The 21,454-nt window shown below is 59.5% G+C and carries 22 protein-coding genes, 2 tRNA genes, 1 other RNA gene and 1 riboswitch; of the genes, 13 read left to right on the top strand and 12 right to left on the bottom strand.

Annotated features, from left to right (window positions below):
* Positions 1–192 precede the first annotated feature (192 nt).
* Positions 193–1,512, top strand: a complete 1,320-nt coding sequence (gene brnQ, locus KI236_RS07080; protein ID WP_212820525.1) for a branched-chain amino acid transport system II carrier protein — start codon at positions 193–195, stop codon at positions 1,510–1,512.
* A gap of 134 nt (positions 1,513–1,646) precedes the next feature.
* Here the strand turns inward: brnQ and KI236_RS07075 are convergent.
* Together KI236_RS07075 and KI236_RS07070 are read right to left on the bottom strand one after the other, a co-directional pair.
* Positions 1,647–1,738, bottom strand: a tRNA-Ser gene (locus KI236_RS07075).
* A 142-nt stretch (positions 1,739–1,880) separates the two neighbouring features.
* Positions 1,881–2,057, bottom strand: a complete 177-nt coding sequence (locus KI236_RS07070) for a hypothetical protein (RefSeq protein ID WP_212820523.1) — start codon at positions 2,055–2,057, stop codon at positions 1,881–1,883.
* A 322-nt stretch (positions 2,058–2,379) separates the two neighbouring features.
* Here KI236_RS07070 and KI236_RS07065 point away from each other — a divergent pair, with 322 nt between their 5' ends.
* From KI236_RS07065 to KI236_RS07055, 3 genes are read left to right on the top strand one after another with little or no spacing between them, the layout of a single operon-like run.
* On the top strand, positions 2,380–3,147 hold the full coding sequence (locus KI236_RS07065) for a beta/alpha barrel domain-containing protein (RefSeq protein WP_212820521.1): 768 nt from the start codon (positions 2,380–2,382) through the stop codon (positions 3,145–3,147).
* 10 nt (positions 3,148–3,157) lie between these two features.
* Entirely contained in the window at positions 3,158–4,186 is a 1,029-nt protein-coding gene (locus tag KI236_RS07060) for a bifunctional histidine phosphatase family protein/GNAT family N-acetyltransferase (protein ID WP_212820520.1), read from the top strand.
* Complete coding sequence (locus KI236_RS07055; RefSeq protein ID WP_212820518.1) at positions 4,183–6,147, top strand: YgiQ family radical SAM protein; 1,965 nt, start codon at positions 4,183–4,185, stop codon at positions 6,145–6,147. The genes KI236_RS07060 and KI236_RS07055 overlap by 4 nt, the downstream gene beginning before the upstream one ends.
* Before the next feature lie 342 nt (positions 6,148–6,489).
* On the opposite strand, the gene KI236_RS07050 is transcribed toward KI236_RS07055, so the two are convergent.
* The 8 genes from KI236_RS07050 to aroF all read right to left on the bottom strand — a co-directional run bounded on the left by KI236_RS07050 (position 6,490) and on the right by aroF (position 14,383).
* Positions 6,490–7,929, bottom strand: coding sequence for a TrkH family potassium uptake protein (locus KI236_RS07050; protein ID WP_212820516.1), 1,440 nt, complete (start codon positions 7,927–7,929; stop codon positions 6,490–6,492).
* A 93-nt stretch (positions 7,930–8,022) separates the two neighbouring features.
* Positions 8,023–8,460 carry a type II 3-dehydroquinate dehydratase gene (locus KI236_RS07045; RefSeq protein ID WP_212820515.1) on the bottom strand — a complete coding sequence of 146 codons (438 nt, stop codon included), beginning with the start codon at positions 8,458–8,460 and terminating at the stop codon, positions 8,023–8,025.
* Complete coding sequence (locus tag KI236_RS07040; protein WP_212820513.1) at positions 8,457–9,719, bottom strand: shikimate kinase; 1,263 nt, start codon at positions 9,717–9,719, stop codon at positions 8,457–8,459. The genes KI236_RS07045 and KI236_RS07040 overlap by 4 nt, the downstream gene beginning before the upstream one ends.
* Complete coding sequence (locus KI236_RS07035; protein ID WP_212820512.1) at positions 9,719–9,994, bottom strand: chorismate mutase; 276 nt, start codon at positions 9,992–9,994, stop codon at positions 9,719–9,721. Before KI236_RS07035 ends, KI236_RS07040 begins: the two co-directional genes overlap by 1 nt.
* Positions 9,981–11,057 carry a chorismate synthase gene (gene aroC / locus KI236_RS07030; protein ID WP_212820510.1) on the bottom strand — a complete coding sequence of 359 codons (1,077 nt, stop codon included), beginning with the start codon at positions 11,055–11,057 and terminating at the stop codon, positions 9,981–9,983. Before aroC ends, KI236_RS07035 begins: the two co-directional genes overlap by 14 nt.
* 13 nt (positions 11,058–11,070) lie before the next feature.
* On the bottom strand, positions 11,071–12,327 hold the full coding sequence (gene aroA / locus KI236_RS07025) for a 3-phosphoshikimate 1-carboxyvinyltransferase (RefSeq protein WP_212820508.1): 1,257 nt from the start codon (positions 12,325–12,327) through the stop codon (positions 11,071–11,073).
* A complete protein-coding gene (gene aroB / locus KI236_RS07020) occupies positions 12,324–13,382 on the bottom strand; it encodes a 3-dehydroquinate synthase (protein WP_212820506.1) in 1,059 nt (352 codons plus the stop codon). Before aroB ends, aroA begins: the two co-directional genes overlap by 4 nt.
* Positions 13,379–14,383, bottom strand: a complete 1,005-nt coding sequence (gene aroF / locus KI236_RS07015; RefSeq protein WP_212820504.1) for a 3-deoxy-7-phosphoheptulonate synthase — start codon at positions 14,381–14,383, stop codon at positions 13,379–13,381. The genes aroB and aroF overlap by 4 nt, the downstream gene beginning before the upstream one ends.
* 255 nt (positions 14,384–14,638) lie before the next feature.
* Here aroF and smpB point away from each other — a divergent pair, with 255 nt between their 5' ends.
* The 8 genes from smpB to KI236_RS06975 all read left to right on the top strand — a co-directional run bounded on the left by smpB (position 14,639) and on the right by KI236_RS06975 (position 19,577).
* Positions 14,639–15,103: an SsrA-binding protein SmpB gene (smpB, locus tag KI236_RS07010; protein ID WP_212820502.1), complete on the top strand. Its 465-nt coding sequence runs from the start codon at positions 14,639–14,641 to the stop codon at positions 15,101–15,103.
* Positions 15,104–15,115: 12 nt separating this feature from the next.
* Complete coding sequence (locus KI236_RS07005) at positions 15,116–15,658, top strand: peptidylprolyl isomerase (RefSeq protein ID WP_212820500.1); 543 nt, start codon at positions 15,116–15,118, stop codon at positions 15,656–15,658.
* Between the two features lie 155 nt (positions 15,659–15,813).
* Positions 15,814–16,160, top strand: a transfer-messenger RNA (tmRNA) gene (gene ssrA / locus KI236_RS07000).
* A 187-nt stretch (positions 16,161–16,347) separates the two neighbouring features.
* Positions 16,348–16,725 carry a TnpV protein gene (locus tag KI236_RS06995; protein ID WP_212820498.1) on the top strand — a complete coding sequence of 126 codons (378 nt, stop codon included), beginning with the start codon at positions 16,348–16,350 and terminating at the stop codon, positions 16,723–16,725.
* A gap of 409 nt (positions 16,726–17,134) precedes the next feature.
* The gene (locus KI236_RS06990; RefSeq protein ID WP_212820496.1) at positions 17,135–17,914 is read left to right on the top strand and encodes a DUF134 domain-containing protein; all 780 of its coding nucleotides are present in this window, start codon (positions 17,135–17,137) and stop codon (positions 17,912–17,914) included.
* Complete coding sequence (locus KI236_RS06985; protein ID WP_408059051.1) at positions 17,865–18,572, top strand: Crp/Fnr family transcriptional regulator; 708 nt, start codon at positions 17,865–17,867, stop codon at positions 18,570–18,572. The genes KI236_RS06990 and KI236_RS06985 overlap by 50 nt, the downstream gene beginning before the upstream one ends.
* Positions 18,573–18,638: 66 nt before the next feature.
* Positions 18,639–19,181, top strand: coding sequence for a rubrerythrin (rbr, locus tag KI236_RS06980; protein ID WP_118601948.1), 543 nt, complete (start codon positions 18,639–18,641; stop codon positions 19,179–19,181).
* Positions 19,182–19,202: 21 nt separating this feature from the next.
* Positions 19,203–19,577 carry a desulfoferrodoxin family protein gene (locus KI236_RS06975; RefSeq protein WP_212820494.1) on the top strand — a complete coding sequence of 125 codons (375 nt, stop codon included), beginning with the start codon at positions 19,203–19,205 and terminating at the stop codon, positions 19,575–19,577.
* 138 nt (positions 19,578–19,715) lie between these two features.
* Here KI236_RS06975 and KI236_RS06970 read toward each other — a convergent pair.
* A tRNA-Gln gene (locus KI236_RS06970) sits at positions 19,716–19,789 on the bottom strand.
* 99 nt (positions 19,790–19,888) lie between these two features.
* Positions 19,889–20,449 (bottom strand): energy-coupled thiamine transporter ThiT, encoded by a 561-nt coding sequence (gene thiT, locus KI236_RS06965; RefSeq protein ID WP_212820492.1) that lies wholly within the window; start codon positions 20,447–20,449, stop codon positions 19,889–19,891.
* A gap of 65 nt (positions 20,450–20,514) precedes the next feature.
* Positions 20,515–20,624, bottom strand: a riboswitch (TPP riboswitch).
* A gap of 80 nt (positions 20,625–20,704) precedes the next feature.
* On the opposite strand from thiT, the gene KI236_RS06960 reads away from it, so the two are divergent.
* Positions 20,705–21,142, top strand: coding sequence for a DUF4430 domain-containing protein (locus KI236_RS06960; protein ID WP_228738104.1), 438 nt, complete (start codon positions 20,705–20,707; stop codon positions 21,140–21,142).
* The last annotated feature ends 312 nt before the right edge of the window (positions 21,143–21,454 follow it).

Here is a 21,454-nt window from a genome sequence, read left to right as displayed (position 1 = left end):
TCCTGCATCTGTTAATATTCTGCCAATTTTTCCATTTAGCTCATCAAGCAATTTGTCGACGTTCAATATTTGTCATGACTCAATAGAAAACATTCATTTCCATTGTCATGAAAAAAATGATACCCTTAATTTAAGCCTTGCATGACCAAGGTGGAAAGGGATAAGGATTTGAGGATAATAGAGGAGTATTGTATGAACGAAGAGAAGAAAAGCAATTTCTTCCGCGATGTGATCGTGGTAGGCTTCGCGCTGTTTTCCATGTTTTTCGGCGCGGGCAATGTGATTTTTCCGCCCTATTTGGGCATGGAGTCCGGCCAGCAGTGGCTGGCGGGCTTTTCCGCTTACTATATCGCCGACATCGGCCTGGCCCTGCTGGGTATGTTTGCCCTGCTGCGGGTAGGCAGCAGCGAGGCGGTGCTGCACCGGGTAGGCCGCGTCCCTGCCGAGATTCTCATGTGTGCCATCATTCTGTGCATCGGACCCATGGTGGCCATTCCCCGCACCTCCGCCAGCACCTTTGAAATGGCCATCGCCCCCAATCTGCCCGGCGTTTCCCCGGTACTGTTCTCCATTTTGTTTTTTGCCGTCATTTTGGCCCTGTGTATCAAGGAGTCCGCTGTGGTGGACATCGTGGGCAAGATCCTCACGCCTCTGCTGCTGGTGGGCCTGTTTGTCATCATTCTCAAGGGTATCTTCAGCCCCCTGGGCGATATCCTCACCGCCCCCAAGATCGCCAATGTCACCGTCACCGGCATCAAGTCCGGCTATCAGACCATGGACGCTCTGGCGGCCCTGCCCTTTGGCATCATCGTGCTGCAGAGCGTCACCGATAAGGGCTATACCGGCGGCAAGTCCAAGCTGCGCCTGGTAGGCGGCGGCGCCGTGCTGGCAGGCGTGCTGCTGCTGGCCGTGTATATGGGCCTTGCCTATTTGGGCGCCACTGTTTCCGGCCAGTATACCAGTGCCGTGGGCCGTGCCGAGCTGATTATGGCCATTGTTGGGGCGCTTTTGGGCAAGGGCGGCATGATTATCTTCGGCGCAGTTGTGGGCCTGGCCTGCGTCACCACCGCCATCGCCCTCACCAGCTCTGCCGCCGCTTATTTCTCCGAGCTGTGCCGGGGCAAGGTGAAGTATAAGGTGTTTGTGGTCATCATCTGCGTGTTCAGCGCCGTGGTGTCCAACCTGGGCCTGGACCGCATTGTTTCCATCGCCGCTCCGGTGCTGGATGTGGTGTATCCTCCTGCTCTGGTGCTGATTCTCATTTCCCTGGTGGTCCCCAAGACCTCCGATTTCGTCAGCCGGGCCGCCACTCTGGGCGCTCTGCTCACCAGTGTGCTGTGTACGGTGCAGCTGTATGTGGGCAAGCTCACCTTCCTGGAGGCGCTGCCCCTGTACGACCTGGGGCTGAGCTGGATTCTCCCCGCCGTCATCTTTGCAGCAGCGGCCGCCCTGCTGAACCCTCTCTTCCGTTCCAATCGGGCCGGCTCTCCGGAGCCCCGTAAGGAACTCTAACGGCCGTTTTTCAACATAAGCAAAGCCGCTCCTTCCGGGGCGGCTTTGCTTACGGCTTGGAAAAAATTGCGGAGCTTGCCCTCAGCGAACAAAAAAATACCCCGGAAACGCAGGGCTTCCGGGGCTTTTCCTCATGGCGCAGTGGGAGGGATTCGAACCCTCGTGCCGCTTTTGACGACAACACGATTTCCAGTCGTGCTCGTTATGACCTCTTCGATACCACTGCATATTCTTTTTGCTGCGAACAGCAAAATTTATTATACCAAATATTTGCCCATTGTCAATACATAAATGGTAAAAATCGAAACAAATTGTGGGCATGGCACCTTTTGAAAAGCACCATGCCCACCGCGGCTCCTCCGCCGGGATCACTCCAGTTTTTTCGCCACGGAGACCATGGCGCTGTCCAGGGCGTTGCCCATGCGCTGCATAGCCTGGCCCACAGCGGTCTTGCGGCATTTGGGCCGGGGACAGGCCACCAGCTCGGCGGTGACGCCCACCACGACACCCACGGCCATGCCGCAGAGAAATCCTTTTTTACACATTTTATTTTCACTCCTTTGACCTACGCCATCAGTATCTCCCGGTTTATGGGGAAAATACGGCGGGGGCGTTGCCAAATTCCGCCGTAGGGAGTATAATAAAAACTGTCGAAAATTCCTCCGGAATTTTCCGACAAAAGGCTTACAGTCTGCTGCGCGCATAATTTTGTCGCAAGACGGCAAAATTCCACACTTGCAGCCTGAGAGGTATTTTTCCCCATGCACATGTCACGGTGAAAAATGATTTCAATTTTTTGCCGCCTGCGGGCGGCAAACTCTGCGAGGCTTTTTATTTTTTAATACTATTCAAAAAAGGAGTATTTTTATGTCGATAGAGCGCCTGCAAGCGTGCATCCGCCGCCGTAAAACCCCGGTGGCGCTGGTACTGAACCCCGATGAGGAGCGGCTGGACGGTAAGTTTTTGAATAATTTCACAAATATGTACGGCGATTGCCCTATGGCCCACGCCGAGGCCCTGCGCTATCACGGGAGCCAGGCCATTTCCCAGACGGCGGAGCTGCTGCCGGCGGTGATCCTGCGGGCAGAGCCTTACCTGCGTCAAGGATTCATGGGGATGGATGTGCTTTCCAACCTGGTGAACATGGCGAAAAGTCAGGGGATGTACACCGTTGTAGACGCCCGGTGCGCCGGGATGGAGCCGTGGCTGGGGGGCGGCGTAAACGCCGATGCCGTGACGGTGCTGCCCTACGGCAGCGCAGAGAGCTGGGCGCCTCCGGAGGATAAGGCGGTGTTCGCCGTGCTGCGGACCCGGGACGCTGGGACCGGGTCGGTGCAAAACCTCATGGCCGGAGATCGTCAGGTATTTTTGGCCGCCGGAGAGCAGGCGGCCCGGTTTGGCGCCGGAGCTATGGCGGAGACCGGGTATAGCCTGGACATCAAGGACCTGCGCCGCCGGCTGAAGGACACCTTCCTGCTGCTGGCCTGCTGCGACGGGGACAACGCCTACCCGGCCTTTGACGAATACGGCCACGGGGCCATGATCGCAGACGAGAGCATCCAATATGCCCCGGACATGGCCGCCGCCGCACAGGAGGCCGTGGCCACCATGAAGAAAACCATTCAAGTACTGTAAGGAGAGCACCATGACCCGCATTTATTTAGTACGGCATGCGGAGGCGGAGGGGAACCTCTATCGCATCGCCCACGGCCATTATAACGGCCTCATCACCGCCCGGGGATATAAGCAGATCGCAGTTTTGCAGCAGCGGCTTGCACACATCCCCATCGACGCGGTGTACAGCAGCGACCTGTTCCGCACCTGCACCACGGCTACGGCGGCATATCTGCCCCGACACCTGCCCCTGCACACCGATCCGAATCTGCGGGAGGTGAACATGGGCGTCTGGGAGGGCCACACCTGGCAGTCTCTGCGGATGGAGGACGAGGCCCGCATCGTAGACTTTAACCGGCACTTAGACCGCTGGCAGGTGCCCGGGGGCGAGACGGCCCGGCAGGTGCTGGATCGTTTTCTCCCGGCGCTGACGAAAATTGCCAAGGAGAACGATGGCAAGACCGTGGCGGTATTCAGCCACGGAGCGGCCCTGCGGATGGTGCTGGGCACCCTGGAGGGCTATCCTCTCAGCGAGCTGGGCAGCACCCCCCACGGGGACAATACGGCCATCTCCCTGCTGGAGTATGACGAGGACGGGTTTACCGTGCTGTACCGGGACGACAATCACCACCTGATAGACGCGCACCTGTCCACCTTTGCCAAGCAGAAGTGGTGGAAGGATGAGCGGATGCTGGAGAGCGATATGTACTATCTGCCCATGACGGAGGCCCAGCGAAAGGCCCTGGGCATCGGCCCGGAGGGTCAGGGCATTGCCGTCCTGCACGGCGGTGAGCTGGCAGGGGGCGTGCAGCTTCTGCCGCAGAAGGAGCCCGGCGTGGGCTGGATCGGATACTACGGACTGCTGCCCGCCTGGCGGGGGCTGAACCGGGGCATCGGTCCCCTGGGCCAGGCCGTGCAGTACTACCGGGAGAAGGGTGTGGAGCACATCCGCCTCCACTGTCCCAATGAGGAGACGGAGAGCTTTTTCCGTCACTACGGGTTTGAAAAGACGCCCCAGGGCTACATGGACCTTTACATAGGATACGGAGAGCAGGTATGAGAGGAACGGAATTTCTGCCGGTGAGCCGGGAGGAGATGCGGGCTCGGGAGTGGTACTACTACGACTTTTTGGTGGTGATGGCCGACGCCTACATCGACCACCCCAGCTTCGGCAGCACCCTTATCGCCCGGCTTCTGGAGGCAGAGGGCTACCGGGTGGCGGTGCTGGCCCAGCCGGACTGGCACGACTGCACCCCCTTCACCGACATGGGAAAGCCTCGGTTTGGCGTGTTCATCGGCGGGGGCAACCTGGACAGCATGGTGGCCCACTACACCGTGGCTAAGCGGCGCCGGGACAAGGACCTCTATTCCCCCGGGGGTAAGATGGGCTGTCGGCCGGACCGGGCTACCATCGTGTATGCCAACCGGGCCCGGGAGGCCTTCGGAAGCGGCACCCCTATTATCATCGGCGGGCTGGAGGCGTCGCTGCGGCGCTTTGCCCACTATGACTACTGGGACGACAAGGTGCGCCGCCCCATTCTCTTTGATGCGCCGGCGGATCTGCTGGTGTACGGCATGGGAGAGACGGCCACCAAGGAAATTGCCCGGCGCCTTTCCAAGAAAGTGCCTGTGGAGGATATTACCGATGTCCGGGGGACGGCTTTTTTAAGCCAGAATGCGGAAAAATGCATATACCGGCCTGTGACGGTACCCTCCTACGAGAGCGTCCTGGAGGATAAAAAGGCATACGCCCTGGCCACCAAGCTCCAGTACGATGAAAATGACCCCATTCGGGGCTGCGGCGTGGTGCAGCCCTGTCAGGGGCGGTTTCTCATTGTGAATCCGCCCCAGCGCCCCCTGCCCCGGGAGGAGCTGGACAGGCTCTACGACCTGCCCTTTGTGCGAGAGGTGCATCCCATGTATAAGGAGCCCGTCCCGGCCATTGAGGAGGTGCGGTTTTCCATTGCCCACAACCGGGGCTGCTTCGGCGGCTGCAACTTCTGCGCGCTGACCTTTCATCAGGGGCGGATGGTCACCTCCCGGAGCATTGAGTCCGTTTTGCGGGAGGCGGAGATTCTTACGAAGGACCCGCAGTTCAAGGGCTACATCCACGATGTGGGCGGGCCTACGGCCAACTTCCGCCATGCCTCCTGCCCGGGGCAGAAGAAGCACGGCTGCTGTAAAAACCGAAGCTGTCTGGCCCCGGAGCCGTGCAAGAATCTGGATGCGGACCACTCGGAATACACGGAGCTTTTGCGGCGGCTGCGGGCCCTGCCGGGGGTAAAGAAGGTGTTCGTTCGCAGCGGCATCCGCTACGACTATATGCTTCAGGACAAGAATCAGGAGTTTTTTAAGGAATTGGTGGACTACCACATCAGCGGCCAGCTGAAGGTGGCTCCGGAGCACTGCGTTGCCTCGGTGCTGGACTATATGGGCAAGCCCCATTTCGATGTGTTTGAGCGGTTTTGGCGCAAGTACCAGCGGCTCAACGAGGCAGATCACAAGGAGCAGTACCTGGTGCCCTACCTCATGTCGTCCCACCCGGGCTGCACCCTCCGGGACAGCGTGCGCCTGGCGGAGTTTTTGCACAGAACCGGACATCTGCCGGAGCAGGTGCAGGACTTTTACCCCACGCCGGGGACCCTCTCCACCTGTATGTACTACACGGGCATCGACCCCCGGGATATGACGGAGGTCTATGTGGCCCGGAGCCCCCACGAGAAGGCCCTGCAGCGGGCGCTGCTGCAGTGGGGACGCAAGGACCTGCGGCCCTTGGTCATAGAGGCTCTGGAGAAGGCGGAGCGGACAGATCTGATCGGGTACGAGGAAAAGTGCCTGATTCGCCCCCAAAAGGGGGAGAAATACTTCGGCAAGAAGCCAGAGGAGCCACCGGCGCCCCAGCGCCGGGAGCAGGGACGGGGCGGGAATTTCCGCCATAAGCGCCCGGAGAACCCGGGGCAAAAGGGGAAAATGCCCCAGCGAAAAAAGGACGCCTTTGCCAAAAAACGCCGGGGGAAATGAGAGAATCGATCGCCCCTTCACCCCCCTTATCCCAAATACAAGCCCCCACTTTCTGTAAGGGAAAGTGGGGGCTTTTTCGGCAGTCATAAAGCAAACGGACGAAGCCAATGCTCCGTCCGTTTGCTTTGAAAAAAGAGAAAGGGAAAAAATGAAAAAGATCGGCATACGGCAGGGGCCGGTCGGCGTTCGGCTTTCCTTACCGTGTCTTAAGTATGCCCGACAAACCTTAAACCTAACCTAAAAAATTGTAAACAAATTGCCAGCGTGCCAAAAAGTCTCGCAGAGTTTGCCGCCCGCAGGAGGCAAGCCTTTTTCGGCACTCTCAATAAATTGTGTCTGCCCTTATCTTTTTCGCCAGGCCGCCGGCATAAACAGCAGCAGCATGGGGTAAATTTCCAGCCTGCCCAGCAGCATTCCCGCCGACAGAAACAGCTTAAACAGCGGCGGATACGGCGAGTAGTTCCCTACAGGGCCCGCCATGCCGAAGCCCGGGCCCACATTGTTAAAGCAGGAGATGGCGGCGAACAGATTTGTCTCCAGGTCAAACCGGGAGAAGGACAGGCTCACTATCAGCGCCGCAATGCTCAGGATATACAGGGCGAAATACACCGCCACGCTGTGGGCGGTCCGCTCGTCCAGCCGCCGCCCGTCCATCTTGATCACATCCACCACCCGTGGCCGCAGGGTGTGGCGCAGCTCCCGGCGCATCATCTTAAACAGAATGGCTACCCGGGAGACCTTCAGGCCGCCTGCGGTGCTGCCTGCACAGCCGCCCACGAACATCAGCCCCAGCAGCAGCACCTTGCTCAGGGGCGTCCACACGGTGAAGTCCGCCGTAATAAAGCCCGTGGTGCTGATAATAGAGGCCACCTGGAAGGCCGCCTGGCGCAGGGAGTCGGAGAAGGTGCGATACAGCGGCATGATTTCCGCCGTGATCACCGCCACCGACACCAGTACGATGGCCAGGTACACCCTGAACTCCGTGTTGCGGAAAACATCCCGCATCCGCCCCAGGAGGATCAGGTAAAAGAGGTTGAAGTTAATGGCAAAGAGAAACATGAACACCGTCAGCACCCACTGGATATAGGGGCTGAAGTTGGCGGCGCTGGCATTGTATGCGCCGAAGCCGCCGGTGCCGGCGGTGCTCAGAGCGTGTACCACGCTGTCAAACAGGCTCATGCCGCCCAAAAGCAGGAAGATGACCTCCAGCGCCGTCAGGGCCGTGTAGATAATGTAGAGGGTGCGGGCGGTGTCCTTGGATTTGGGCACCAGCTTATCCACTGTGGGCCCGGGCATCTCTGCCTTGAGAATGTTGATGGAGCGGTCCGGGGTGTTCACCAGCATCACCACGAACACCAGTATGCCCATGCCGCCGATCCAGTGGGTAAAGCCGCGCCAAAACAGCATGCCCCGGCTCAGCGCCTCCACATCCGCCAGTATCGTGGCCCCGGTGGTGGTAAAGCCGCTGACCGTCTCGAAAAAGGCGTCGATATAGGAGGGGATCTCCTTGGAGAATACAAACGGCAGTGCCCCGATGGCAGACAGCACGATCCAGGCCAGAGCCACGATCATAAATCCGTCCTTAATGGAGCTGGTCCCCCGTCCGCCCCTGCACAGCAGGCACAGCAGGGAGCCGGTGACCACAGCCAGCACAATGGTGAGGGCGAAGCTGAGGGCGCATCGCTCCCCATACAGCAGCGACACCGCCATGGGCAGCACCAAAAGCGCCGCCTCTATCAGCACCACGCGGCCCAGGGTAAATAAAACGATTTTGTGATTCACGGACAGCCCTCCCTTCCGATGGCTTGCCCCCGTTGTCTGTGGGAGCAACAGGCATTATAGCACGGTTTTCATCGTTCGTCCACCGCAAAAGTGTTACTTTCCCGATAAGAAGTCCTTCAGCCACAGCACCGCCTGGCGGTAGCCGTCGATACCCTGGCCGCGGATGGTGTGCAGGCAGGCCATGCCCGTGTAGGAGACGCGGCGAAAAGGCTCCCGCTGCAGGGGGTCGGAAATGTGTACCTCCACCGCCGGCAGACCTACCGCCCGGAGGGCGTCGGCCAGGGCGATGCTGGTGTGGGTGTACCCGCCGGGATTGAGGATGATGCCGTCGCAGGTAAGCCTTGCGTTTTGCACCGCGTCGATGAGGTCCCCCTCGTGGTTGGACTGGTAAAAAACCGGGGAAATGCCCGCTTCCCGGCAGGTTTTCTCTGTCAGGGCAACCAGGTCGTCGTAGGTGTCCCGGCCATAAATTTCCGGCTCACGCAGACCCAGCAGATTCAGGTTGGGGCCGTTTAGTATGAGAAATTTCATGATTTTTCCAATATCTCCTTGATCTGCGCCAGACCCCGGGCGGGGTCGGCATTGTTTGAAGCAGCTTCGTCGCAGAAATCCGCGTAGAGATTTTTTCGGGCCTCATACAGAGCCCGGGGCGTGGTGTTCCGGAGCAGGGGACGGCCCGAAAGAGCCAGCTTATCCGGGTCTCGCTGCAGCCAAAGTACCCGCCCGTTTTGCCGCAGGAGAGCCCGGTTTTCGGGCCTTGTCACACAGCCGCCCCCGGTGGAGAGGACCGTGCCCCAGCGCTTTCCCAGGTCCCGGAGGATCTCCGTTTCCATTTCCCGAAAAGCTGTCTCCCCTTGCTTTATAAGGAATTCCTCGGCGGTGAGCCCCGTGCGGCGCAGGAATTCCTCGTCACAGTCCAGGCACTCCCGGCCCAGATCCCTTGCCAGAAGCCGGGCCAAGGTGGTCTTGCCGCTGCCGGGCATACCGATCAGAATAATGTTCTCGAGCTTCCGGCGGAGGGTATCCTCGGCCCGGCGGATCTTCTCGTAGGAAACGGGCGCTCCGGTAAAGACGGAGGCGGCGGCTGCGGCCTGAGCGCAGAGCATGGGAAGGCCGTTAAAGCCTTGTATTTCAAGGGTTTCCGCCTGAAGAAGGAGGGCGGTGCGCAGGGGATTATAGATGAGGTCAAAAACCGCCTCACAGTGGGGAAAGTCGGCCAAATTTACGGGAGATCGGCCATTATGGGGGTACATTCCCACCGGGGTCGCGTTGATGACAATCGGTGCATTTTGGTGCCGATTCGGTGCCGATATGGGGAAAAAATCGGTGACGGTTCGGCGCAGAGTTTTGGTGCAGGGGGGGACAGTATGATACCCGGCGGCGATGTGTGCGCCCAACCGGTGCAAAACGGAGCAAACGGTCTGAGCCGCCCCTCCGGTGCCCAGGACCAAAACCTCCCGGCCAGCCACGGAAATACCGGATTTTTCCAGGAGATAGGAAAAACCGAAGGCATCGGTGTTGTCGCCGTAGAGGCTGCCGTCGGGGCGGCGGAGGAGGGTGTTCACATTGCCGGCTTCCCGGGCGGCGGGGGAAAGAGAATCGCACAGGGCATAGGCCGTGCGCTTATAGGGAATGGTCACATTGAGCCCGTCCCAGGGGCCGGAGCGGAGAAAATCCTCTACCTGCTCCGGGGGAATTTCAAAAAGAGCGTAGTCGTAGCTGCCCAGGAGGCTGTGCAGCAGGGGAGAATGGCTGTGAGAAAGGGTCCGTCCCAGCAGTCCGCAGCGCATCAGTCCACCTCCCGCTTCCGCAGCGCTGCCTGACGGCGGCGGCTCAGGGAGAGGAGGAGGGCGAAAAGCTCCCGGGCGTCCCCGGACAAATCCGCCGGGACGGAGGCGGCGGCCCGGGCCAGCTTTTCTTCCTCCCGGGCTTCATCTAAAATGGGCAGGCCGTGGTCGGATTTATAGGCGGCCACCCGGTCGCACAGGGCCATGCGCTCTGCAAGCAGCCGCAGAATTTCCGAATCCACCCGGTCAATTTCCCGGCGCAGGTCAGTCAGTTCCATGGTGAGGCTCCTTTCCGTTTGAGAGCAGTGCGTCGCACAGGATCAAGGCGGCGGCGGCCTCCACACAGGGCACCGCCCGGGGGACGATGCAGGGGTCGTGGCGGCCCGTGATCTGCAGGGTCGTGGGGGTCATGGCCTTCAGGTCTACACTCCGCTGGGGCAGGGCGATGGAGGGGGTGGGCTTCACGGCCACCCGGATTTCCAGGGGCATACCCGTGGAGATGCCGCCTAAAATGCCGCCGCAGTGGTTGGTGGTGGTGACGACCCGGCCCGTTTCCAAGGCGAAGGGGTCGTTATTTTCGCTGCCCCGGAGCCGGGCGGCATCAAATCCGCTGCCAAAGTCCACACCCTTCACGGCGGGGATGGCGAACAGGGCGGCGCTGAGGCGGCTCTCCAGGCCGTCAAACAGGGGGCCGCCCAGCCCCGCGGGCAGGCCCAGCACCCGGCACTGGATAACGCCGCCCAGGCTGTCGCCTTGGGCCTTGGCCTGCAGAATGGCCCGGGCCATGGCCTCGCCCTGGGCGTCATCCACCACGGGGAAAGCTTTTTCGCAGGTGGGGGCGGTCAAATCCCCCTGATCGTCCACCTCCCCGATGGAGAGAATTCGGGAGAGGACGGTGATGCCCCGGCGGCGGAGGATTTGCAGGCAAAGACCCCCGGCCACGCACAGAGGGGCCGTGAGCCGCCCGGAAAAGGGCCCACCGCCGGGCTCTATGCGGCCATACTTCACATAGGAGGTATAGTCGGCGTGGCCCGGCCGGGGGACGGTAGTCAGGGATGGATAATCATTCGATTTAACATCGGTATTTTCAATAATCGCCGCGATGTCCTCCCCGGTGGTCACACCGTCCTTTATGCCGGAGAGAAAGCGGGGTATATCCGCCTCCCGGCGGGCTGTGGAGAGAGGGCTGCGGCCCGGGGCGCGGCGGCCTAAAAAGTCTTGCAGCGCCGGAAGGGACACCGGCTCCCTGGCCGGAAGGCCCGAGAGGGTCATGCCCACGGAGGGGCCGTGGGAGCGGCCAAAGAGGGTCAGGCGGAGGGTATCTCCGGAGAGGGTGGACATGGCAGGGCTCCTTTCAGCGGGAAATGGTCATTTGGCCGTAATCGGCCCAAAAGGCGGGGTAGGATTTTTGCACGCAGTCGCTATCCAAAACGGTGACGGGGCCGGTGCAGGCGGAGGCCGCCACGGCGGCAGTCATGGCCAGGCGGTGGTCGCTCCGGGGGTCGGCAGTGCCGCCCTGCAGACGGGGCACGCCGAAAATGCGCAAATCGTCGCCATCTACGGTGAGCTTGCCCCCTAAGCCGTTTAATAATTCCGCCACACCTTGGAGACGGTCAGATTCTTTATCCCGCAGGCGTCGGGCGTTTCGGATGCGGCTTTCACCCCGGGCCACGGCGCACAGGGCGCACAGGGGCGGGATGAGGTCGGGGATGGGCCCGGCATCCACGGTGATGGCCCGGAGCGTCCCGGCCCGGACGGTGACGCTTTGGGGAGAGGTCTCCACCACCGCGCCCATTTTTTCCAGCAGGGCCGGGAGGACGCTGTCCCCCTGAAGGGAGGGCAGGGTCAGTCCGGTGACGGTGACTCCCGCCGAACGCAGGGCCCCGATACACAGAAAAGGGGCGGCAGCGGACCAGTCCCCCTCCACGACCTGGGGAGAGGGGAGAGCGTAGCCTTGGCCGCCGGGAATTGCATATGCATTTTCGCCCCGGCGCAGTTTGACGCCCCCTTGGCGCAAGACCTGCTCCGTCAGGGCAATGTAGGGGGCGGACTGGGGCGGAGAGGTTAGGGTGAGGGTGCTATGGCCCGGCAGCAGGGGCAGGGCCAGCAGCAGACCGGAGATGAACTGGGAGGAGATGTGGCCCGGGAGGGTGTAGTCCCCAGGGGTCAGATGTCCCCGTACAAACAGGTCATCGCCTTGGGCCCGGATGGTCATGCCGTGGCGCGTCAGCTCCGCCAGCAGCGGCTCCAGAGGACGCCGGGGCAGGCGGCCACGGCGCTGAAAAACAGCTTCTGCGCCCAAAACCCCCACCAGGGGCAGCAGGAAGCGCAGGGTGGTGCCGCTCTCGCCGCAGGGCAGGAGGATTTCTCCCGCCGGAGGGGCGGAGAGGGGGACAAGGGTGAAGCGGTCGCCCTTCAAGTTTTCCACCTGCGCGCCCAGGGCTTCCAGGCAGGAGAGGGTGGCAAGGAGGTCGTCTGACAGGCCCCGGCAGGTAAGCTGCACCGGGGTGCGGCCCAGGGCGGCGGCCAGAAAGAGCCGATGGGCCCGGGACTTGGAGCCGGGGACAGTGACACGGCCCGTGCGGGGGCCGGGAGAGAGAACCCGATTCATAGCAGCCCTCCGTCCCGGAACCAGTCGGGAAGCTCGCCTACGGGAACCGGCTCCAAACGGCAGCGCCCAATGGCCTCCGGCAGCACCAGGGGCAGGGTATCGCCCCGGCGCTTTTTATCGGCCAGGGCGGCGGCGGCCAGGGCCTGGGCCGTATAGTCGGTGGCGGTGGGCAGGCCGTAGGCGGCCAGGAGATTTTCCAAAGCGGAAAGGGTCTCCGGGGCGCAGAGCCCCCGGCGGCAGGCGGCCCGGGTGACGGTGACCATGCCGATAGACACAGCCGAGCCGTGGGGGACGGTATAGCCGGAGACGGCCTCGATGGCGTGGCCTACGGTGTGGCCCAGGTTCAGCAGCCGCCGCCGACCGGTGTCAAATTCGTCGCTTTGGATGAAATCGCCCTTTATCTCCACGCAGGCGGCGATAACGGACTCCCACTGGCGGGAAACGGGATTTTCGGTGATGGCGCGGAAAAGAGGCTCGCTTTGCAGCAGGGCGCACTTGATAATTTCGGCGCAGCCGTTTTGATATTCTGCGGGCGGCAGCGTTTCCAGCAGGGACGGGTCACAGAGGACCAGAGCGGGCTGGTGAAACGCGCCTACCTGATTTTTGCCGCCGGGAAGGTTTACGGCGGTCTTGCCGCCCACGGAGGAGTCCACCGCCGAGAGCAGGGTGGTGGGCACCTGGATGTAGGGCAGGCCCCGGTGGTAGGTGGCGGCGGCAAAGCCCGCCAGATCGCCTACCACGCCGCCGCCCAGGGCGATGACACTATCGCCGCCGGTAAAGTCATTGTCAAACAGGGCTTGCACCAGGGCGGTATAGGTGGGGAGGGACTTGGATTTTTCTCCGTGGGGGAAAACAAAGCGGGAGACCCGGAAGCCTGCGCGGGTCAGGGAGGCTTCGGCGGCGGGGCCGTAGAGGGGATAAACCCGGTCATCGGACACCAGCATGGCCCGGCGGGGAGGCAGGAGGGCCGCAGCCCGGGGGCCCAGGTCGGAGAGCAGGCCCGGGGCGATGCACACCTCATAGGGGTGCAGGGCCTGGATGGGTACGGCGGTCAACGGTGCGTCACCTCCCGAAGTGCGGCGATTTGGCGGGCCAGGGCGGCAAAGTCCTCGGGCAGAAGGGCCTGGGCCCCGTCGCACAGGGCGTGGAGGGGGTCGTTATGGACCTCGATGAGCAGGCCGTCGGCTCCGCAGGCAGCGGCAGCCAGGGCCATAGGCGGCACCAGGGAGGCCCGGCCCACGGCGTGGCTGGGATCTACCACAACAGGCAGATGGGTCATCTCGTGGAGGAGGGGGACGGCGGAGAGGTCCAGGGTGCTGCGGGTGCCATCGCTGAAGGTGCGGATGCCCCGCTCACAGAGGATGACATTTTCGTTGCCGCCGGAGAGGATATATTCGGCGCTGAGAAGCAGCTCCCGGAGCGTGGCGCCGCTGCCGCGCTTGAGCAGCACCGGCTTTTTCACCCGGCCCAGGGCCCGGAGGAGGGCATAGTTCTGCATATTGCGAGCCCCCACCTGGAGCAGGTCAACCTTTTCAAACAGGGGAAGATCGTTGGGGCTCATAATTTCGGAGACCACGGGGAGATTCGTCTCCCGGCGGGCCAAGGAAAGAAGCGCCAGGCCCTCTTTTTGCAGGCCGGAGAAGTCGTAGGGGGAGGTGCGGGGCTTGAAGGCGCCCCCCCGCAGGACCATGGCCCCGGCGGAGCGGACGCTGCGGGCGATGGTGAGAAGCTGGGCCTGAGACTCCACGGCGCAGGGCCCCGCCATAAGGCAGAAGTGACCGCCGCCGACGAGGGCGGGACCCACCTTGACCACGGTGTCCGCCCCATGGGCGGCCCGGGAGGACAGGGGCAGGGGCTCGTCCAGAGGCAGGACGGCCTCCACCGCAGGCAGGGAGGAGAGAAGCTGTGCGTCCAAGCTTTCCACGGCGCCCTCCAGCAGCAGCACGGTGCAGCCCCGGCAGGTCTCTTTAGCCGCCGTGACGCCCATCTGGTGCAGGTAGGCCAGGAGGGTCTCCTCCTGGGCGGGGGTACTGTTCTTTTTCAGGGCAAGGATCATGGTTTTCTTCCTCCGAGTATGCAATAAAAAAACACAGGCGGAACCTGTGCGATAGCGTCCGATGGCCTAAATGCCTGCGCCACATGGCGCACAGACGATAGGGCAGGCCGTGGCCGAATATTCCTATTTAATATGGAGATTTTACCACGGTTTGCAGGGGGTGTCAACCATTTCCGGCGAAAGACGACCCCTTGCGCTCTTGCATTGGGGGAAAAAATGTGGTATACTACTACATCCGGAGAAAGGAGGTCCTCCATGGAGAAAAAAGGCATTAAGATCGCGGCCCAAAATCGCAAGGCGTTCCATGACTATTTCGTGGAGGATCGATACGAGGCCGGGGTGGAGCTGTTCGGTACGGAGGTCAAGAGCATCCGGGCCGGGACGCTGAATCTGAAGGACTCCTACTGCCAGGCCAAGGATGGGGAGGTATTCGCCTACGGGGTGCATATTTCCCCCTATGACAAGGGCAACATCTTCAACAAGGACCCGGACCGACCCAAGCGGCTGCTGCTGCACAAGCGGGAGATCCGCAAGCTCCATGACCTGCAAAAGCAGCAGGGCTACGCGCTGATACCCCTGTCGGTTTATTTTAAGGACAGCCGGGTGAAAATTGAGCTGGGGCTGTGCAAGGGTAAAAAGACCTACGACAAACGCGAGAGTGTGGCTAAGCGGGACGCCAAGCGCGAGATGGAACGGGCCATGCGCGAGAAAAACAGATAAAGGAGACAAAATATGGAAAACAATCCTATTGTGACCATTACCATGGAGGACGGCGGCAAGATTGTGGCGGAGCTGTACCCCCAGGTGGCGCCCCAGAGCGTGTATAACTTCATCTCCCTGATTAAAAAGGGGTTTTATGACGGACTCATTTTCCACCGCTGCATTTACGGGTTCATGATCCAAGGCGGGTGCCCCGACGGCACCGGCATGGGCGGGCCCGGCTACTGCATCAAGGGGGAGTTCAAGGCCAACGGCTTTAACAACGACCTGCGCCACAGCCGGGGCGTTTTGAGTATGGCCCGGGCCCAGGCCCCGGACTCCGCCGGGAGCCAGTTCTTCATCATGCACAAGGACAGCCCCCATCTGGACGGGGAGTATGCCGCCTTCGGCATGGTCATTGAGGGCATGGAGGTGGTGGACGCCATCGCCTCGGCCCCCCGGAACATGATGACCAATAAGCCCAAGAAGCCCCAGGTGATGGCCTCTGTCACCGTGGACACCAAGGGCGTGGACTACCCGGAGCCGGAGAAGCTGCCGGATCCCTACGGGCGGTAAAAAACCGTATTCTGCCTGCGTGCCGGTAGATTTTCCGGCACGCAGGAGAAAATATAGCTTTGTAAGACAAAAAGCCTCGCAGAGTTTGTCGCCGGCAGGCGGCAGACCCCAACCCCATTCTCGGAAAACCTTTGGCTTTTCGAGAGCAAATATACGGGGGCGTACCGGTTTCGACGGGGGTGTGGAGGCAGGATAAGCGGGCGGTGGCGCCTGGCCACCTTAAAACGGGCAATTAAAAATGAACTGACAACACTAATACTGTTGCCGTCGCAGCTTAAGCTGTGACCGTCTGAACCGGAGAGGCCACAGGCCGGGGAAGGCGTCGTTTATGTGGCGTCCGTGCGGCGGGTAAGAGTTGCCCCGCCCACGCATCATGACTCTACTGAATTGCGCAGTCTGTTGTGTGCCTGCGCGAGGAGGGAATGTTGAAACATAACTGCGCCCGGAGAAGGTCCTGTTAAAGCGCTTTCGGACAGGGGTTCGACTCCCCTCGCCTCCACCAAACAAGGTTCGGACGAACACCTATTTCTTCAGCGGCGGTTTCGCCGTGAAGCGTTCGCTCTGATCCGCAACAGAAAAGCGCCGTCTTGGAAGTGATTCCAAGGCGGTGCTTTTTTGCTATCTGCACATTCGATTTCTGCTAATTCTCCTGCTACAATGGTTGCAGAAAGGAACAGGAGGTTATACGAATGGAGAGATTTATCACAGATGAACGCACGGGGCTGAAATATGAGCTGGTTGGAGACTATTATCTGATTGCCGGGGAGGATGAGCCGGAGGAAGATCAGCCAATCGGGGTATGGGGGCAGAGGCATCTCCGCTATCTCAAGGAGCATCGCCGTGTGCGCTATGCCAACCTGCTGACCAGCGGTGAATTGAACGCCTATCTTGCGGACATTGACCGGCAGGCAGAGGCGCTTTTTCTTCGGCTGGTAAAGCAAATGGCAGATGCAGAGGGCATTACGGAAAAACTGAAAGCCAGCGACCAAATGGAGTGGGTCAGGCGGATGAACTCCTGCCGAGACCGTGTATCCGAAATTGTCTATCACCAAGTAATCTATGCATAAGAGAGGCCCTTCGTATCAAGTCAAGAAAATAGATGGATAATTTATAGATCCAGTAATTCTTCTTTTTGTAATTGCTTAAATGGCGCGTAGATTTTCCCGATAACGGATAACCCAACAACGGCAAACGATGCCTTACAGAGTGGCTGCTAAACAGAGGCAGAAAAAAGGTGAAAATCAGCCTTTGTTTGCGTTCTGCGCCGTTTTGACGGCTGAGCAGGAAAACACAGCCGGCACTTCAAACGCTGCTTACAAACGGGAAAATCCCCATAGCGCACATGTAGCATTCGGCTCCGAATATCAACCAGCTCCACATGTGGACGGAAATTGCAGCGACTTTTGAAAAGAATATTGCTTTTTCCTGTCTAAAGCGTTATAATCGGTATATACCGAAAACAAAGGGGGCGTGTTCATGCCAAGACCGCCACGATGCCGTCGGATTTGTGGCGCACCACAAGTCGAGACATTCTGCCCCGACGGATGTGGGGATAGTGAGCCGATCCGGCTGACGCTGGACGAGTACGAGGTCATCCGGCTGGTTGACTTGGAGCAGCAAACCCACGAACGGTGTGCCGCGCAGATGGATATTTCCCGCTCTACCGTGCAGGAGATTTACGAAAGCGCACGGCGCAAGATCGCGGCGTGCCTTGTCCACGGGAAACCGCTGCACATCACCGGGGGAAACTACCGTATCTGCGGAGGACAGGAGGCAGCCCACTGCGGCCGCTGCTGCCGGATGCAGAGAGGCACCACAGAAAAATCAGGCAAAAATTGCAAAGGAGATTCCATTATGAAAATTGCAGTTACCTATGAAAACGGTCAAATCTTTCAGCATTTCGGCCATACCGAACAGTTCAAGCTTTATGAAGCTGGGGACGGTAAAATCACTCATGCGGAAGTCGTTGACACCAATGGCAGCGGTCACGGCGCACTGGCAGGCTTCCTGATGCAGCACGGCGTGGACACTTTGATTTGCGGAGGCATCGGCGGCGGTGCGCAGGCAGCACTCGCCGAAGCGGGCATCAAGCTCTACGGCGGTGTCAGCGGGGACGCTGACGCAGCGGTGAGCGCATTGCTCAGCGGAAATCTGGGCTACGATCCCAATGTTCACTGTGACCACCATGACCATGAGCACGGCGAGGATGGGCACACCTGCGGTGACCACGGTTGCGGCAATCATAGCTGCCATTGATATGGAACGCACACTGACACAACTTCCGTTCTGGTCATCATTGACCGAACAGGAGCAAGAAACGCTGCGCCGAAGTGCCTTTGTCCGTCATTATGAAAAGGGTGCATTCGTTCACAGCAGCGACAATGAATGTCTCGGAATGCTGTTCGTCCTTTCCGGCGAGATCCGCACCTATCTTCTCTCCGAGGAGGGGCGGGAGGTAACGCTGTTCCGCCTGTATCCGGGCGAATTATGCGTGCTTTCTGCCTCTTGTGTGATCAGTCAGATCACCTTTGATACGCAAATGACCGCGGGAATGGATACGGACGTTCTGATTATCCCCGCAAATATCATTGCGGCGCTCAAGGAGCAAAATCTTCATGTCCGCTGCTTCCTCTATGAGTTGGCAACGAAACGGTTTTCTGATGTGATGTGGGCGATGCAGCAGATCATGTTCAAGGGTTTGGATCGGCGGCTGGCAGATTTTCTCCTGGCCGAAGCGGAGCGTACCGGCTCCGACACGATACGCATGACCCATGAGCAGATCGCCCAGCACATCAGCTCGGCGCGGGAGGCGGTGGCACGAATGCTCAAAGGCTTCTCGGAGGACGGGCTTGTGGAGCTGAAGCGCGGTGCAATCACGCTGCGGGATACAGACGGATTGAATCACTTAAAATGAAAGTATTGTTTATAACACGAATCCGTGTTATAATATGAGCAGAAGAAGCTGAAAGGAGCATCGACCATGAAAGAAACGAAATATGCAGGTACTCAAACCGAAAAAAATCTGATGGCTGCCTTTGCCGGTGAGTCCGAGGCACGCAACAAGTACACCTATTTTGCATCCAAGGCCAAGAAGGAAGGCTACGAGCAGATCGCGGCGCTGTTCCTTAAAACCGCTGACAACGAGAAAGAACACGCCAAGCTGTGGTTCAAAGAACTGAACGGCATCGGCGACACCGCCGAGAATCTTCTCGCCGCCGCTGAGGGCGAGAATTACGAGTGGACGGATATGTACGACGGCTTTGCCAAGACTGCTGACGAGGAGGGCTTTCACGAGCTTGCACAGCGTTTCCGTCTGGTCGCCGCCATCGAAAAGCACCATGAGGAGCGCTACCGTGCCCTGCTGCACAATGTGGAGATGGCGGAGGTCTTTGCCAAGAGCGAGGTCAAGGTGTGGGAGTGCCGCAACTGCGGTCACATCGTCGTGGGTGAGAAAGCCCCGGAGGTTTGCCCCGCCTGCAACCATCCCCAGAGCTATTTTGAAATTCACGCAGAAAACTATTAAAGAAAGAAAAGGAGAATCATCATGGAGCAGAAGTTTTACATTTGCAAGCATTGCGGCAACATCATTGCCAAGGTCAAGGACACGGGCGTTCCCGTCATCTGCTGCGGTGAGCCGATGAGCGAGATCATCCCCGGCACGACCGACGCGGCCGTGGAGAAGCATGTCCCTGTCTGGACAGTGGGAAACGGCATCGTCCATGTCAAGGTCGGCTCCGTGGAGCATCCCATGCTGCCGGAGCACTACATCGAGTGGGTCTCTCTCCACACCAAGCAGGGCAACCAGCGTAAGGAGCTGCACCCTGGCGAGAAGCCCGAGGTCTGCTTCGCTCTCTGCGAGGGCGACGAGGTCGAAGCGGTCTACGCCTACTGCAACCTCCACAGTCTGTGGAAAGCGTGATTTATCTTTCAAAAATCCGGTGCTCAAAAAGCACCGGATTTTTCAGCGTGTCAAAAAAGCCTCTCGGAAAAACCCGGAGGGTTCTTCGACAGCCTAAAAAAAGTGGGTGCAACGGTTTTCCGTTGCACCCACTTAGCGTGGCAGCGGGAGAAGGATTCGAACCCTCACATACGGAGTCAGAGTCCGCTGTGCTACCTTTACACAATCCCGCTATGTCCCGAAGAACAAAAACTATTATACAGGTTTTACGCTGTTTGTCAACAGCTTTTTTTCTTCGGGGCGCTTTTTTCTGCCGGACCTATGGGAGGGGGTCAGGCAGCCAGAAGATCGGCGGAGGTGAAGTATTTCTTCAGCGGCTTATACAGCAGGGCGAATACCACCACGCACAGGATGATGCTGGGGAGCATATAGCTGCCGTTATAGAGCAGGGAGTAGAACCAGGGGCTGGTCATGGTCATGCCGAAGAACTCGTCAGGCATATAGACGCCCCAGACGAAAACGCCGATAAGATAGTGGACCAAAAAGCGCAGCACACCGCCGATGAGGGTGCCGTAATACACGCTCCACTTCCGGCGGGACAGCAGGCCCGCGCCGAAGCCCAGGGCTACGAAGGCCAGGAAGTAGTCGCAGATGATGGTGGTCCAATCGATGGAGAACTTGTTGCCGATGAGGTAGGTGATGGCACCATATACCAAACCGGCGCCGGCGCCCCAGCCGCAGCCGTAGCGGGCGGCGAAGAGGACGATGGGCAGCATCTCCAGGGTCACGGAGCCACCGTTGGGAAACTCATAGAGCTTGATAAGGCTCAGAATTTCCGCCATGGCGATGAAAATGGCGGCTTCGCAAAGCATTTTGGTTTTTGTGTTTTTCATGTTGCATCCTCCAATAAAAAAATTCCCGCATGGCGAGCCATGCAGGCGTCGCAATGCGGAACGAATAAACAGTATGCGCGCATTCCTACGCCGGCATTACCCGGATCAGGTTCGAGGGACCGGGCGGTAATACGCCCATCTCAGCCGGCTCCTGCCAGCACCCCTTGGATTGTGGCAACACTATAACACGGTTTTTTCCAGTTGTCAAGTGGAGGCCGGTATGTTATACTGAAGGAGAAAAAGGAGGTGAAATTTTTGAAAAAAACGAGAAAAACAATAGCCTTTTTGCTGGCCTTGGTTATGGCGCTGGCCCTGTGCGCCTGCGCAAAGCCCATGCCCATTGCCGCGGGAAAGAACACCGTGGGCGTGAAGGACGGCGAGACCCTGGGTAAGGGCGCAACGGCCTTTACCGTAGAGGTGACGGATGGCCAGGGCACCAAAACGGACTTCACCGTGAAAACCGATGAAAAGACCGTGGGCGCAGCCCTGCAGGCCCTGAACATCATCAGCGGCGAGAAGAGCGAATACGGCCTGTATATCAAGGAGGTCATCGGCATCACTGCGGACTATGATACGGACGGCACATACTGGGCGTTCTATATTGACGGACAATATGCCTCCACCGGCGCAGATATGACCGACGCCCGGGACGGCGCCGTGTATGGCTTCACTGTGGAAAAAGCAGAAGGATAAAAGTATGGCAAAAAAACGGCCCCGCGGGGCCGTTTTTTCAGTGTGTCAAAAAAGCCTCGCAGAGTTTGCCGCCCGCAGGCGGCAAAGAAATAAAATCATTTTCTCTCGCGACATGTGCGTGAGAGAAAATACAGCTCGGGCTGCCAGTGTGGAATTTGTCCGTCTGTGACGGACAAATTATGCGCGCAGCAGACCGCAAGCTTTTTGTCGGAAAAACCCGGAGGTTTTTTCGACAGTCTCAAAAAAACGGCCCCGTGGGGCCGTTTTTTTATGGAGAAAAGCGGGAAGAGGGGATGGCGCGAAGCACCGGAA

The organism is Vescimonas fastidiosa, from assembly GCF_018326305.1.
Classification (GTDB): Bacteria; Bacillota; Clostridia; order Oscillospirales; family Oscillospiraceae; genus Vescimonas; species Vescimonas fastidiosa.
The sequence above is the reverse complement of the archived record's forward strand: the minus strand, read 5'-3'. Positions and strand labels throughout refer to the sequence as shown.

Coding starts and splice junctions, on each gene's coding strand:
- KI236_RS06995 (WP_212820498.1), top strand. CDS start 16,348: ATGGAGAGATTTATCACAGATGAACGCACGGGGCTGAAATATGAGCTG.
- KI236_RS06975 (WP_212820494.1), top strand. CDS start 19,203: ATGGAGCAGAAGTTTTACATTTGCAAGCATTGCGGCAACATCATTGCC.
- KI236_RS07055 (WP_212820518.1), top strand. CDS start 4,183: ATGAGAGGAACGGAATTTCTGCCGGTGAGCCGGGAGGAGATGCGGGCT.
- KI236_RS07065 (WP_212820521.1), top strand. CDS start 2,380: ATGTCGATAGAGCGCCTGCAAGCGTGCATCCGCCGCCGTAAAACCCCG.
- brnQ (WP_212820525.1), top strand. CDS start 193: ATGAACGAAGAGAAGAAAAGCAATTTCTTCCGCGATGTGATCGTGGTA.
- KI236_RS07005 (WP_212820500.1), top strand. CDS start 15,116: ATGGAAAACAATCCTATTGTGACCATTACCATGGAGGACGGCGGCAAG.
- KI236_RS07040 (WP_212820513.1), bottom strand. CDS start 9,719: ATGCGCTGCGGACTGCTGGGACGGACCCTTTCTCACAGCCATTCTCCC.
- aroF (WP_212820504.1), bottom strand. CDS start 14,383: ATGATCCTTGCCCTGAAAAAGAACAGTACCCCCGCCCAGGAGGAGACC.
- smpB (WP_212820502.1), top strand. CDS start 14,639: ATGGAGAAAAAAGGCATTAAGATCGCGGCCCAAAATCGCAAGGCGTTC.
- KI236_RS06985 (WP_408059051.1), top strand. CDS start 17,865: ATGGGCACACCTGCGGTGACCACGGTTGCGGCAATCATAGCTGCCATT.
- rbr (WP_118601948.1), top strand. CDS start 18,639: ATGAAAGAAACGAAATATGCAGGTACTCAAACCGAAAAAAATCTGATG.
- aroC (WP_212820510.1), bottom strand. CDS start 11,057: ATGTCCACCCTCTCCGGAGATACCCTCCGCCTGACCCTCTTTGGCCGC.
- aroA (WP_212820508.1), bottom strand. CDS start 12,327: ATGAATCGGGTTCTCTCTCCCGGCCCCCGCACGGGCCGTGTCACTGTC.
- KI236_RS07035 (WP_212820512.1), bottom strand. CDS start 9,994: ATGGAACTGACTGACCTGCGCCGGGAAATTGACCGGGTGGATTCGGAA.
- KI236_RS07070 (WP_212820523.1), bottom strand. CDS start 2,057: ATGTGTAAAAAAGGATTTCTCTGCGGCATGGCCGTGGGTGTCGTGGTG.
- KI236_RS07045 (WP_212820515.1), bottom strand. CDS start 8,460: ATGAAATTTCTCATACTAAACGGCCCCAACCTGAATCTGCTGGGTCTG.
- KI236_RS07060 (WP_212820520.1), top strand. CDS start 3,158: ATGACCCGCATTTATTTAGTACGGCATGCGGAGGCGGAGGGGAACCTC.
- thiT (WP_212820492.1), bottom strand. CDS start 20,449: ATGAAAAACACAAAAACCAAAATGCTTTGCGAAGCCGCCATTTTCATC.
- KI236_RS06990 (WP_212820496.1), top strand. CDS start 17,135: ATGCCAAGACCGCCACGATGCCGTCGGATTTGTGGCGCACCACAAGTC.